The 15,233-nt window shown below is 72.6% G+C and carries 2 protein-coding genes; both read right to left on the bottom strand.

All coding sequences use genetic code 11. The annotated features are described in order from the left end of the window. Positions 1 to 1,770: type I polyketide synthase (locus ACZ5ON_RS34770; protein ID WP_465601272.1), on the bottom strand; the 1,770-nt coding region annotated here is incomplete at its 3' end. An 80-nt stretch (positions 1,771 to 1,850) separates the two neighbouring features. After that, positions 1,851 to 15,233: SDR family NAD(P)-dependent oxidoreductase (locus ACZ5ON_RS34775; RefSeq protein ID WP_465601275.1), on the bottom strand; the 13,383-nt coding region annotated here is incomplete at its 5' end.

Below are 15,233 nucleotides of genomic sequence, written 5' to 3' on the forward strand. Positions count from 1 at the left end.
CTCCAGGAGTTCCACCGCCATCGCAGCCCACTGCGAACCCTGACCCGGGAAGACGAACGCCACCTTCCCCGCAGACCCCACAGCGCCCTGCACCAGACCCGCACCCGGCTCACCGGAAGCCAACGCCTCCAGGGTGGGCCGGAGTTCCGAGAGGTCACCGCCGACCAGCACCGCCCGGTACTCGAAGGCCGAGCGGGTGGCGGCCAGTGAGAACCCGAGGTCTACGGCACTGGTCTCCGGCTGGGCGTCGAGCTGTGCGATCAGTCGTCCGGCCTGTCCGCGCAGGGCGTCGGCCGTCCTGCCCGAGAGCAGCCACGGGACGGCCGAGCACACCGCCGGGCGGGTCGGCGCATCCGCCGTGTCACCCTCCTCCGGCGCCGGGGCCTCGGGCGCCTGCTCCAGGATGATGTGGGCGTTGGTACCGCTGAAGCCGAACGAGGACACCGCCGAGCGGCGGGGTTCGCCGGTCTCCGGCCACGGCTGCGCCTCGCTCAGCAGCGAAACCGCGCCCGCCGACCAGTCCACGTGCGAGGACGGCTCACCCACGTGCAGCGACTGCGGCAGCACACCGTGCCGCATCGCCATCACCATCTTGATCACACCCGCCGCACCCGCAGCCGCCTGGGTGTGGCCGATGTTGGACTTCACCGAACCCAGCCACAACGGCCGTTCCGCCGGCCGGCCCTGACCGTAGGTGGCCAGCAACGCCTGCGCCTCGATCGGGTCGCCCAGGGTCGTACCGGTGCCATGGGCCTCGACCACGTCGACCTGGTCACTCGTCAGGGCTGCGCTGGCCAGCGCCTGCTTGATCACCCGCTGCTGGGACGGGCCGTTGGGGGCGGTGAGGCCGTTGGAGGCGCCGTCCTGGTTGACGGCGGAGCCGCGGACGATGCCGAGGATCGGGTGTCCGTTGCGCTGGGCATCGGAGAGCCGCTCCACCAGCACCATGCCGACGCCCTCACCCCAGCCGGTGCCGTCCGCGTCGTCCGAGAACGCCTTGCAGCGCCCGTCCGCCGCCAGACCACGCTGACGGCTGAACTCCACGAAGGTGCCGGGCGTCAGCATCACGGTCACACCGCCGGCCAGCGCCAGCGTGGACTCACCCTGGCGCAGCGACTGGCAGGCCAGGTGCAGGGCCACCAGCGAGGAGGAGCAGGCGGTGTCGATGGTCACCGCCGGGCCCTCCAGGCCCAGGGTGTAGGACACCCGGCCGGAGGCGATGCTCCCCGAGGTGCCGGTGCCGATCTGGCCCTCGGCGCCCTCGACCGACTGCTGGAGCAGCATGCCGTAGTCGTTGTACATCACGCCCACGAACACGCCGGTCCGGCTGCCGCGCAGGGTCGCCGGATCGATACCCGCCCGCTCGAACGCCTCCCACGAGGTCTCCAGCAGCAGCCGCTGCTGCGGGTCCATCGACATCGCCTCACGCGGCGAGATCCCGAAGAAGCCCGGATCGAACGCTCCCGCGTCGTGCAGGAAACCGCCCTCACGGGTGTACGAGGTGCCCGGGTGGTCCGGGTCCGGGTGGTAGAGGTTCTCGACGTCCCAGCCACGGTCCTCCGGGAAGAACGACACCGCGTCGCTGCCGGTGGAGACCAGTCGCCACAGGTCCTCGGGCGAGGAGACACCGCCCGGCAAGCGGCACGCCATGCCGACGATCGCGATCGGCTCGTGCTCGCTGTCCTCCATCTCCTTGAGTCGGCGACGGGTCTCGTGGAGATCCGCCGTCACTCGCTTGAGGAAGTACCGAAGCTTTTCCTCAGCCGCCATCTCAGCCGGCATGTCAGGTCACCTCTCGGGATGTTGCAGAAGAATCGGGTGATCGGGCGATCAGGCAAGTCGGGCTGGGGTCAGGAGATACCGAACTCCTTGCCGATGAAGTCGAAGAGGTCGTCATCGCTGGCCTCTTCGAGCTCCTCGGCCACGGCGGTGTCCTCGGCCGGGGTCTGCTGGTCGTTCCATTTCGCGAGCAGGGACTGCAGGCGGTTGGCGACCCGGAGGTGCCCCTCGTCGTCGGGCGCGGTCTCCAGCAGAGCGGCTTCCAGCCGGTCCAGCTCGGCCAGCAGCGGCACGAGTGCGGCAGCCGGGTCGGGGACGGTCTCCGCATGGAGCAGTGCGACCAGGGCGGCCGGGGTCGGGTAGTCGAAGACCAGGGTCGCCGGCAGCCGCAGACCGGTCACCGCACCCAGGCGGTTGCGCAGTTCGACGGCGGTGAGGGAGTCGAAACCGAGGTCCTTGAACGCCCGCTCGGCGTCCACCGCGTCCGGGCCCGGATATCCGAGGACATCCGCGACCTGGGAGCACACCACCTCCCGCAGGACCGCCTCGCGATCGGCCTCCGGCACACCCAACAGCCGCTGCGCGAGCGACGGACCGGTCGCGTCTGCGCCCGCCGCGGCCGAGCGGCGTGCGGTGACCCGGACCAGGCCGCGCAGCAGCGGGGGCAGCATGCCGGCCTCGGCCTGTCCGCGCAGACCGGCGAGGTCGAGCCGGATCGGGACCAGGACCGGGTCGGCCGAACTCAGCGAGGTGTCGAACAGGCGCAGGCCGTCCTCGGCGGTCAGCGCGGCGATGCCACCCCGCGCCATCCGCTTGACGTCCGCCGCGTCCAACTCGCCTGCCATGCCGCCGCCTTCGGCCCACAGACCCCAGGCGAGCGAGGTCGCCGGGAGACCGGCCGTACGGCGCTGCTGAGCGAGCGCGTCCAGGAAGCTGTTCGCGGCGGCGTAGTTGCCCTGACCCGCATTGCCGAACACGCCGGCGGCGGAGGAGAACAGCACGAACGCGGAGAGGTCCTGATGCTTCGCCAGTTCGTGCAGGTTCCAGGCCGCGTCCACCTTCGGGCGCAGCACGGTGTCGATGCGCTCGGGGGTGAGCGAGGAGATCACACCGTCGTCCAGGACACCGGCGGTGTGCACGACTGCGGTCAGGCGGTGTTCGGCGAGCAGGGCGGCCAGCGCGTCACGGTCCGCGACGTCGCAGGCGGCGAAGACCGGCTCCGCACCCAACTCGCGGAGAGCGTCTGCGAGTTCTTCGGCGCCCTCGGCCTGAGCCCCGCGCCGCGAGACCAGCAGCAGCCTACGCGCGCCGTACTCCGCGACCAGGTGCCGGGCGAACAGCGCACCCAACGTGCCCGTCGCACCCGTCACCAGCACCGTGCCCTCCGGGTCCAGCACCAGCGGCTCGACCTCGGCAACCGCCGGGACCCGCGCCAGACGCGGCGTGAAAGCCTTGCCCGCACGCAGCGCCAGCTGCGGCTCACCGCTCTCGACGGCGTTCGGCAGGGCGCGCAGTGAGGCCGGTTCCTCGTCCAGGTCGACCAGCACGATCCGGCCCGGGTTCTCCGACTGCGCCGAACCCAGCAGACCCCACACAGCGGCCGAGGGCAGGTCCGGCGCTTCCGTGCCAACGGTCGCCACCGCACCACGGGTGAGCACCACCAGGCGGGTGTCCGCGACGGCATCCTCAGCCAGCCACTGCTGCACCAGCGCGAGCGCACCGTGCACGGCGGTGTGGGTGGCGGTCGCCATCTCCGGGTCCGCCTGCGGCCGGACGGGAAGGATGATTGTCTGGATACCTGGCGCTCCGGCGGCCACCAGTGCGTCCAGGTCGGCGAACCGCTCGACGCCGGTGAGGCCGAGAGCGTCGTCCGCGTCCAGGACCACCGCACCGGCGAGGGTGGCAGCGGACGGCAGGGCGGCGGCGGTCCACTCGGTCCGGAACAGCGATTCCTCGCCGCCCGCACCCGCCAACTGCTCGGCCGCGAACGGCCGCAGCACCAGCGACTCCACCGACCCGACCGGCACACCCGTACCATCCGCGACCGCCAGCGACACCGCATCCTCGCCGGCCCGCGCCAACCGCACCCGCAGCTCCGACGCACCCGCCGCGAACAGCGACACCCCCGACCACGCGAACGGCAGCCGGCCCTGCCCGGTGTCCTCCACCAGACCGCCGAGTCCCACCGCGTGCAGCGCGGAGTCCAGCAACGCCGGGTGCAGACCGAACAGATCCGCCTCGCCCCGGCTCTCCTCCGGCAGCGCGACCTCGGCGAACAGCTCGCCGTCGCGCCGCCAGGCCGCCCGCAGCCCCTGGAACACCGGGCCGTAGCCGAACCCGGCCGCCGCGAACCCCTCGTACAGCCCATCGACCGGTACGGGCTCCGCGCCCGCCGGCGGCCACTCCACGAGTTCGAAGGACTCCGCGGCACCGCCCTCCGCCAGCAGACCCGTCGCGTGACGCGTCCACGGCTCGTTCAGCGGCGCGTCCTCGGCCCTGGAGTGCAGGCTGACGGCACGCCGGCCGGAGGCGTCCGAAGTGCCCACCGAGACCTGGACCTGGACCGCCCCCTTGGCCGGCAGGATCAGCGGCGCCTCCAGCGTCAGCTCCTCGACGCGGCTGCAGCCCACCTGGTCGCCCGCTCGGACCGCCAGCTCGACGAAGGCGGTTCCGGGTAGCAGCACCGTGCCGGCCACGGCGTGGTCGGCCAGCCACGGGTGGGAGTCCAGCGACAGCCGTCCGGTGAAGAGGTGGCCGTCCGCGTCGGCGAGTGCGACGCTCGCGCCGAGCAGCGGGTGATCGGCCGTCCCCAGACCGGCGGACGCCACGTCCCCCACCAGGCCGGAACGGACTCGCGGCCAGTAGTTCTCCTGCTGGAAGGCGTAGGTCGGCAGGTCGACGCGCTGGGCGCCGGTTCCTGCGAACACGGCCTGCCAGTCCAGCTTCACGCCACGGACGTGCAGCTGGGCGAGCGCGCTGGTGAAGGTCCGGGTCTCCGAGCGGCCCCGGCGCAGGGTGGGCGCGAACGCCGCGTCCTCACTCACGCACCCCTGCCCCATCGCGGAGAGGGTGCTGTCGGGCCCCAGTTCGAGGTACGTGCGGACGGCCTCGCGCTCCAGGGTCCGGACCGCGTCGTGGAAGCGGACGGCCTCGCGGACGTGGCGCACCCAGTAGTCGGCGGTGCGGATCTCGTCCGTGACCGAGCCGGTGAGGGTGGAGACGATCGGGATGCGCGGTTCGGCGAAGGTCAGACCCTCGGCGACCTCACGGAACTCGGCGAGCATCGGCTCCATCAGCGGCGAGTGGAACGCGTGGCTCACCGTCAGCTGCTTGGTCTTGCGACCGTCCGCGGCCAGCTTCTCCGCGACCTCCAGCACGGCCTGCTCGACACCCGAGATCACCACCGAGGTCGGACCGTTGACCGCCGCGATCCCCAACTCCTCGGTGAGGAACGGCAGGACCTCGTCCTCGGACGCCTGCACCGCCACCATCGCACCACCGGCCGGCAGCGCCTGCATCAGGCGACCACGAGCCGCCACCAGCTTGGCGGCGTCCCCGAGCGAGAGCACCCCGGCGACGTGCGCGGCGGCGATCTCACCGATCGAGTGCCCGGCCAGGAAGTCCGGCCGCACACCCCACGACTCCACCAGGCGGAACAGCGCCACCTCGATCGCGAACAGCGCGGGCTGGGTGTACCCGGTCTGGTCCAACTCCTCGCCGCCGAACACCACCTCGCGCAGCGGACGGTCCAGGTACTGGTCCAGGTGCGCGAACACCTCGTCCAGCGCATCCGCGAAAGGCGGGAACGCCTCGTACAACTCGGCTCCCATACCGGCCCGCTGGCTGCCCTGCCCCGTGAACAGGAACGCCACCCGGCCGGCCGTACCCGTGGCGCCGACCACCGTCCGCGCCGCCGCCTCACCGCGCACCAGTGCCTCCAGTCCGGCCCGCAGCTCTTCGCGGTCCGAACCCAGCAGCACGGCACGGTGCTCGAAGGAACCACGCGCGCTCACCAGCGAGAAACCGACGTCGACCGACGACATGTCGGGCTCGGCGTCCAGCCGGGCCAGCAGCCGCTCGGCCTGTCCGCGCAGTGCCTCGGGCGTCCGGCCGGACAGCGCCCACGGGGTTACCGAGGGGCCGTTCGGCTCGGCAGCCGCGGCCGTGTCGGCAACCGGGGCCTGCTCCAGGACGATATGGGCGTTGGTGCCGCTGAAACCGAACGAGGACACCGCCGAGCGGCGGGGTTCGCCGGTCTCCGGCCAGTCCGTGGTCTCGGTCAGCAGCGAGACCGCGCCCGCCGACCAGTCCACGTGCGAGGACGGCTCACCCACGTGCAGCGACTGCGGCAGCACACCGTGCCGCATCGCCATCACCATCTTGATCACACCCGCCGCACCCGCAGCCGCCTGGGTGTGCCCCAGGTTGGACTTCACCGAACCCAGCCACAGCGGACGGTCGTCCGAGTGCTCCTGGCCGTAGGTGGCCAGCAGCGCCTGCGCCTCGATCGGGTCACCGAGCCGGGTACCCGTACCGTGCGCCTCGACCGCGTCGACCTGACTGGCCGTCAGTCCTGCATTGGCCAGGGCCTGGCGGATGACGCGCTGCTGGGACGGGCCGTTGGGGGCGGTGAGGCCGTTGGAGGCGCCGTCCTGGTTGACGGCGCTGCCGCGCACGATGCCGAGTACCGGGTGGCCGTTGCGGCGGGCGTCGGAGAGCCGCTCCACCAGCACCATGCCGACGCCCTCGCCCCAGCCGGTGCCGTCCGCGTCGTCCGAGAACGCCTTGCAGCGGCCGTCCTCGGCCAGACCGCGCTGGCGGCTGAACTCCACGAAGGTGCTGGGAGTCAGCATCACAGTGACACCGCCGGCCAGCGCCAGCGTGGACTCACCCTGGCGCAGCGACTGGCAGGCCAGGTGCAGGGCCACCAGCGAGGAGGAGCAGGCGGTGTCGATGGTCACCGCCGGGCCCTCCAGGCCCAGGGTGTAGGACACCCGGCCGGAGGCGATGCTCCCCGAGGTGCCGGTGCCGACGTGGCCCTCGGCGCCCTCCGCCGACTGCTGGAGCAGCATGCCGTAGTCGTTGTACATCACACCGACGAACACGCCGGTCCGGCTGCCGCGCAGGGTCGCCGGATCGATACCCGCCCGCTCGAACGCCTCCCACGAGGTCTCCAGCAGCAGCCGCTGCTGCGGGTCCATCGACATCGCCTCGCGCGGCGAGATCCCGAAGAAGCCCGGGTCGAAGAGGCCTGCGTCGTGCAGGAAACCGCCCTCACGGGCGTACGAGGTGCCCTGGTGGTCCGGGTCCGGGTGGTAGAGGTTCTCGACGTCCCAGCCACGGTTCTCGGGGAAGAAGGAGACCGCGTCCCGTCCGCCGGCGACCAGACCCCAGAGGTCCTCGGGGCTCTGGACGCCGCCCGGGTAGCGGCAGGCCATGCCGACGATCGCGATCGGGTCGTCGTCCGTGACGGCGGTGACCGCCACCGGGAGGTCGGCGGACGGCAGCGTGCCCAGGAGCTCGCCGCGGAGCAGCTCCGCGAGAGCGGCCGGGGTCGGGTAGTCGAACACCAGGGTCGCCGACAGCCGAAGCCCGGTCACCGTGTTGAGGCGGTTGCGCAGTTCGACGGCGGTGAGGGAGTCGAAGCCGAGCTCCTTGAACGCCCGCTCGGCGTCGACGGAGGCCGCACTCGGGTAGCCGAGGACGGTCGCCACCTCCGAGCACACGAGGTCGAGCAGGGCGGCCTCTCGCTCGGCCTCGGACAGGGACGCCAGTCGCCGGGTGAGCGCCGAGCCGCCGGCACCGCCGTGCCCGGTGCCGCTACCGGCCTCGGCCGCGCGGCGCATCGGAGTCCGTACCAGGCCGCGCAGCAGCGGCGGCAGCATGCCCCGGGCGGCCTGGGCGCGCAGAGCAGCGAATTCGAGCTGGATGGGTACCAGCAGGGGGTCGGTGGAGCCGACTGCGGCGTCGAACAGCAGCAGGCCGTCCTCGGCGGTCAGCGCGGCGACACCACCGCGTGCCATCCGCTCGACATCGGACCGGACCAGGGCGGCGGCCATGCCGCCGTCTTCGGCCCACAGGCCCCAGGCGAGCGAGGTCGCCGGGAGACCGGCCGTACGGCGCTGCTGGGCGAGCGCGTCCAGGAAGCTGTTCGCGGCGGCGTAGTTGCCCTGACCGGCCGCGCCGAACAGACCGGCGGCGGAGGAGAACAGCACGAACGCGGAGAGGTCCTGGTGCTTCGTCAGTTCGTGCAGGTTCCAGGCCGCGTCCACCTTCGGGCGCAGCACGGTGTCGATGCGCTCGGGGGTGAGCGAGGAGATCACGCCGTCGTCCAGGACACCGGCGGTGTGCACGACTGCGGTCAGGCGGTGTTCGGCGAGCAGGGCGGCCAGCGCGTCACGGTCCGCGACGTCGCAGGCGGCGAAGACCGGCTCCGCACCCAACTCGCGGAGAGCGTCTGCGAGTTCTTCGGCGCCCTCGGCCTGAGCCCCGCGCCGCGAGACCAGCAGCAGCCTACGCGCGCCGTACTCCGCGACCAGGTGCCGGGCGAACAGCGCACCCAACGTGCCCGTCGCGCCCGTCACCAGCACCGTGCCCTCCGGGTCCAGCACCAGCGGCTCGACCTCGGCAACCGCCGGGACCCGCGCCAGACGCGGCGTGAAAGCCTTGCCCGCACGCAGCGCCAGCTGCGGCTCACCGCTCTCGACGGCGTTCGGCAGGGCGCGCAGTGAGGCCGGTTCCTCGTCCAGGTCGACCAGCACGATCCGACCCGGGTTCTCCGACTGCGCCGAACCCAGCAGACCCCACACAGCGGCCGAGGGCAGGTCCAGTACATCAGTGTCACTGGTCGCCACCGCACCGCGCGTGACCACCACCAGGCGGGTGTCCGCCAGCAGATCCTCCGCCAGCCACTCCTGCACCAGGGCCAGCGCATCGTGCACTGCGGCGTGCGTCACCGCGGCCACGTCGCCGTCGGCCTCCGGCAGCACGGGGACCACGATCGTCCCCGGCACCGACAGACCGGCCGAGACCGCCGCCCGCAGCTCGGCCAGGTTCCCGAACTGCTCGACGTCCTCCAGCCCGAGATCGTCCGCGCCGAGCACCGTCACCACATCCGACGCCTCGACCGACGGCAGAACCACACCGACCCACTCCGGCCGGAACAACGACTCGTGCCCGCCGCCCGCACCCGCCAACTGCTCAGCCGCGAACGGCCGCAGCACCAGCGACTCCACCGAAGCGACCGGCGCACCCGTACCATCCGCAACCGCCAGCGACACCGCATCCTCGCCGGCCCGCGCCAACCGCACCCGCAGCTCGGAGGCACCCGCCGCGAACAGCGACACCCCCGACCACGCGAACGGCAGCCGGCCCTGCCCGGTGTCCTCCACCAGACCACCCAGCGCCACCCCGTGCAGCGCCGCGTCCAGCAACGCCGGGTGCAGACCGAACGCAGCCCCGGTGTCGCGCACATCCTCCGGCAACGCGATCTCGGCGAACACCTCACCATCGCGCCGCCAGGCCGCCCGCAGCCCCTGGAACACCGGACCGTAGCCGAACCCGGCCGCCGCGAACCCCTCGTACAGCCCATCGACCGGCACGGGCTCCGCACCCGCCGGCGGCCACTCCACCAGATCGAAGGACTCCGCCGCACCGCTCTCCGCCAGCAGACCCGTCGCATGACGCGTCCACGGCTCGTCCAACGGCGCGTCCTCGACGCGCGAGAACATGGAGACCGGACGGCGGCCCGCGGAGTCGGGCTCGCCCACCGAAACCTGGACCTGCGTACCGCCCTTCGCGGGCAGGAGCAGCGGCGCTTCCAGCGTCAGCTCCTCGACGCGACCGCAGCCCACCTGGTCTCCCGCGCGAACCGCCAGTTCCACGAAGGCGGTTCCGGGCAGCAGCACCGTGTCGCCGACGGCGTGGTCGGCCAGCCACGGGTGCGCCTCCAGGGACAGTCGTCCGGTGAACAGGACACCGTCCGCGTCCGCCAGTGCGACGAAGGCCCCTAGGAGCGGGTGCTCCGCGAGGTCGAGGCCGAGCTGGGCCGCTGCCGCGTCGCCCACCAGGACGGGCGGAGCCTCCAACCAGTAGCGCTCGTACTGGAAGGCGTAGGTGGGCAGGTCGACGCGCTGCGCGCCGGTGCCCGCGAACACGGCCTGCCAGTCCACCCTCACGCCACGGACGTGCAGCTGGGCCAGGCCGGTGGTGAAGCTCTCCGCCTCCGCACGGTCGCGGCGCAGGACCGGCGTGAACACCGCCTCCTCGCTCACGCACTCCTGCCCCATCGCGGAAAGCGTCCCGTCCGGGCCCAACTCCAGGAAAGCACGGACGCCTTCACGCTCCAGAACCCGCACCGCATCGCAGAAGCGGACCGCCTCACGGACGTGCCGCACCCAGTACTCGGCAGTGCACAGCTCGTCCGTGATCGAGCCGGTCAGGGTGGAGACGATCGGAATGCGCGGCTCGCCGTAGGTCAGCCCCTCGACGACGGTGCGGAACTCCGCCAGCATCGGCTCCATCAACGGCGAGTGGAACGCGTGACTGACGGTGAGCCACTTGGTCTTCCGCCCCTGAGCCGCCAGCTTCCCCGCAACCGCCGACACAGCCGCCTCGGCGCCCGAAATCACCACGGACGTCGGCCCGTTGACGGCCGCTATGCCCAACTCATCCGTGACGAACGGCAGCACCTCACCCTCGGACGCCTGCACCGCCACCATCGCACCACCCGAAGGCAGCGCCTGCATCAGACGACCACGAGCCGCCACCAGCTTGGCCGCATCCGCCAGCGACAACACACCCGCCACATGCGCGGCAGCCAGCTCACCGATCGAATGCCCAGCCAGGAACTCCGGCCGCACACCCCACGACTCCACCAACCGGAACAGCGCCACCTCAACCGCGAACAACGCCGGCTGCGTGTACCCGGTCTGGTCCAACTCCTCCCCGCCGAACACCACCTCACGCAACGGACGGTCCAGGTACTGGTCCAGGTGCGCGAACACCTCGTCCAGCGCATCCGCGAACACCGGGAACGCCTCGTACAACTCGGCGCCCATCCCGACCCGCTGGCTCCCCTGCCCCGCGAACAGGAACGCCGTCCGACCAGCCGTACCAGCCACGCCGACCACCGACCGCACCGCAGACCCACCCCGCGACAGCGCCTCCAGACCCGCGCAGAGCTCGTCCCGCCCCGACCCCACCAGCACCGCCCGATGCTCGAACACCGAGCGCGTGGCCGCCAGCGAGAAGCCGATATCGACCAGCGACAGCTCGGCCCGTTCCTCCAGGTGCTCCAGCAGACGTCCGGCCTGGTCCCGCAGCGCTTCGGGCGTCCGGCCCGACAGCACCAGCGGCAGCGGCGCGGACAGCGACTCGGACGGTACGGCATCGAACGCCGGCGGCTGCTCGATGATGGTGTGCGCGTTGGTGCCGCTGATACCGAAGGAGGACACGCCCGCGCGGCGCGGACGGCCGTTCTCCGGCCACGGCCGGGTCTCCGTCAGCAGTTCCACCGCACCCGCCGTCCAGTCCACATGGGTGGACGGCTGACCGACGTGCAGAGTCTGCGGCAGCACTCCGTGCCGCATCGCCATGATCACCTTGATGATCCCGGCGACACCGGCGGCCGCCTGGGTGTGGCCGAGGTTCGACTTCACCGAACCCAGCCACAGCGGACGGTCGTCCGAGTGCTCCTGGCCGTAGGTGGCCAGCAGCGCCTGCGCCTCGATCGGGTCGCCCAGCGTCGTACCGGTGCCGTGTGCCTCGACCAGGTCGACCTCGTCGCCCCTCAGTCCGGCGGAGGCCAGCGCCTGGCGGATCACCCGCTGCTGGGACGGACCGTTGGGCGCGGTCAGACCGTTCGAGGCACCGTCCTGGTTGATCGCGGAGCCGCGCACGATGCCGAGCACCGGGTGCCCGTTGCGCCGGGCGTCGGAGAGCCGCTCGACCAGCAGCATGCCCGCGCCCTCGGCCCAGCCGGTGCCGTCGGCGTCGTCGGAGAAGGACTTGCAGCGGCCGTCGGCGGCCAGTCCGCGCTGGCGGCTGAAGTCCACGAAGGTGTCCGGCGTGGACATCACGGTGACACCACCGGCCAGCGCCAGCGAGCACTCACCCGCGCGCAGGGCCTGGATCGCCCAGTGCAGCGCGACCAGCGAGGACGAGCAAGCGGTGTCCACGGTGACGGCCGGGCCCTCGAGACCCAGGACGTAGGACACTCGGCCGGACGCGATGCTTCCGGCGCTGCCGGTGCCGAGGTAGCCCTCGACGCCCGGCGGGATGGCGGGGAGGCGGGAGATGTAGTCGTGGTACATCACACCGGCGAAGACACCGGTCCGGCTGCCCCGGACGGTCTCCGGGTCGATGCCCGCCCGCTCGAACGCCTCCCAGGAGGTCTCCAGCAGCAGCCGCTGCTGCGGGTCCATCGCGAGCGCCTCACGCGGTGAGATACCGAAGAACGCCGGGTCGAACTCGCTCGCGTTGTGCAGGAACCCGCCCTCGGCGGTGTAGGAGGTGCCGGGGTGGTCGGGGTCCGGGTGGTAGAGGTTCTCGACGTCCCAGCCACGGTCGGTGGGGAAGGGCGAGATGCCGTCCACACCGGAGCTGATCATGCGCCAGAGGTCCTCGGGCGAGCGCACCCCGCCCGGGTAGCGGCAGGCCATGCCGACGATCGCTATCGGGTCGTCGGCGCGGCTCGCCAGGACCGGCGCCACCTCGGCAGCCGCCTCGCGCAGCCCCAGCGCCTCGGTGAGCAGGTAGTCGGCGAGCGCGGTGGGGGTCGGGTAGTCGAAGACCACGGTGGCCGGGAGCCGGACGCCGGTCGCGGCGTTCAGGCGGTTGCGCAGCTCGACCGAGGTCAGCGAATCGAAGCCGATCTCCCGGAACGCCTTCCCCGGCTCGACCGAGTGCGGGCCGGCGTGACCGAGGACGAGGGCGACCTGGGTGCGGACCAGCTCCAGCAGCGCGCGCTGCTGGTCGTCCTCGGTCAGGCCGAGCAGGCGGGCCAGCAGCGAGGCACCCTCCGCGGAGGTTCCGGCCTCGGCCGCACGGCGGTTCGGGGTGCGGACCAGTCCGGTGAGGATGGCGGGCAGTTGGCCGGTCCTGGCCTGGACGCGCAGTCCGGCCTGGTCCAGGCGGATCGGTACGGCGACGGCCGCGTCCTGCACGAGGGCCGCGTCGAACAGGGCGAGGCCGAGTTCGGCGGTGAGCGGGGCCACGCCGCCGCGCACCATCCGTTGCACATCGGCCTCGTCGAGGGTGCCGGCCATGCCGCCGGCCCACAGACCCCAGGCAAGCGAGGTCGCCGGGAGACCGGCCGTACGGCGCTGCTGGGCGAGCGCGTCCAGGAAGCTGTTCGCGGCGGCGTAGTTGCCCTGACCGGCCGCGCCGAACAGACCGGCGGCGGAGGAGAACAGCACGAACGCGGACAGGTCCTGATGCTTCGTCAGTTCGTGCAGGTTCCAGGCCGCGTCCACCTTCGGGCGCAGCACGGTGTCGATGCGCTCGGGGGTGAGCGAGGAGATCACGCCGTCATCCAGGACACCGGCGGTGTGCACGACTGCGGTCAGGCGGTGTTCGGCGAGCAGGGCGGCCAGCGCGTCACGGTCCGCGACGTCACAGGCGGCGAAGACCGGCTCCGCACCCAACTCCCGTAGGGAGTCGGCGAGTTCCGCCGCGCCCTCGGCCTGAGCCCCGCGCCGCGAGACCAGCAGCAGCCTACGCGCGCCGTACTCCGCCACCAGGTGCCGGGCGAACAGCGCACCCAACGTGCCCGTCGCACCCGTCACCAGCACCGTACCCTCCGGGTCCAGCACCAGCGGCTCGACCTCGGCAACCGCCGGGACCCGCGCCAGACGCGGCGCGAAAGCCGCACCCGCACGCAGCGCCAACTGCGGCTCACCGCTCTCAACGGCAGCCGACAGCAGGCCGAGCGAGGCAGCGTCCTCCTCCAGGTCCACCAGCACGATCCGGCCCGGGTTCTCCGACTGCGCCGAACCCAGCAGACCCCACACGGCGGCCGATGCCAGATCCGACACCGTCTCCTCGCCACCGGTCGCCACCGCACCACGCGTGACCACCACCAGGCGGGAACCGTCGAATGCCTCCTGGGCCAGCCAGACCTGTACGAGGTCGAGCGCCTTGCGCACGGCGGCCCGGACGTCGGCGGCCGACTGCTCGGCGCCGCCACCGAAGCCGAGCGGGAGGAACACGGTGGCGGGGGCCTGGCCGTCGGCATCGAGGCGCGCCGCCAGGGCGCCCAGGTCCTGCGGCGTGTCGACGGCGTGGCCCGCGACGAGCATGGCGACGGCCAGCCCGAGCCGGTCGACGCCCACCACGGTGTGCCGCTCGGCGGCGCTGTCGGCGGACTCGGGCAGCGGAACGGCCGTCCACTCCACACCGAACAGCGAGTCCTTGGGCGCGGCCGCCCGACTGCCGGTGTTCTGGAGGTGGTCGGCGGCCACCGGGCGGAGCATCAGGTTCTCCACCGTGCAGACCGGCGCGCCCGAGGCGTCGAACGCGGTCAGCGAGACGGACTCCAGGCCGGCGGGCACGATGCGCACCCGCAGTGTGGCGGCGCCGACGGCGTGCAGCGCGACACCGCTCCAGGAGAACGGGAGTCGTCCCTGGCTCTCGCCGGTCGAACCGCCCAGCGCGGTGGCGTGCAGGGCCGCGTCGAGCAGCGCCGGGTGCAGGCCGAAGGCGGGCGCGGTGGCGGCCGCCTCCTCCGGCAGCGCGACCTCGGCGAAGATCTCGTCACCGCGTAGCCAGGCCGCGCCGAGACCCCGGAAGGTGGGACCGTAGCCGAAGTCGGCGGCTTCCAGGCCCTCGTAGAAGCCGGACAGCTCGACCGGCCGGGCGCCGGCCGGCGGCCAGAGGGCGGGGTCGAAGTCGGTGGTGTGTTCGCTGCGGACGGCGCCGCGCGAGGAGGAGAGCAGACCGTCGGCGTGGCGGGTCCACGGCTCCGCGTCGTCGGCGTCCTCCGGGCGGGAGTAGACGGTCAGCTGGCGAGCGCCCGAGGCCTCGGGCCGCCCGACCCACAACTGCACCTGTACGCCGCCGTGTTCGGGCAGTACCAGCGGCGCCTCCAGGGTCAGCTCCGCCAGCCGATCGCAGCCGACGTGGTCGCCCGCCCGGACGGCCAGTTCGACGAAGGCGGTGCCCGGAAGCAGCACGGTGCCGGCGACGGCGTGGTCGGCGAGCCAGGGGTGGGTCTGCAGGGAGAGCCGGCCGGAGAAGAAGAAGCCGTCACCATCGGCGAGGGCGACGGCGGCGCCCAGCAGCGGGTGGTCAGCCGAGCCGAGACCGATCGCGCGGGCGTCGGTGACCATCGGCGCGGTGCGGTCGATCCAGTACGCCTCGCGCTGGAAGGCGTAGGTGGGCAGGTCGACGCGCTGCGCGCCGGTGCCCGCGAACACGGCCTGCCAGTCCACCCTCACGCCACGGACGTGCAGCTG

This window comes from Kitasatospora sp. NPDC032150, assembly GCF_055579945.1.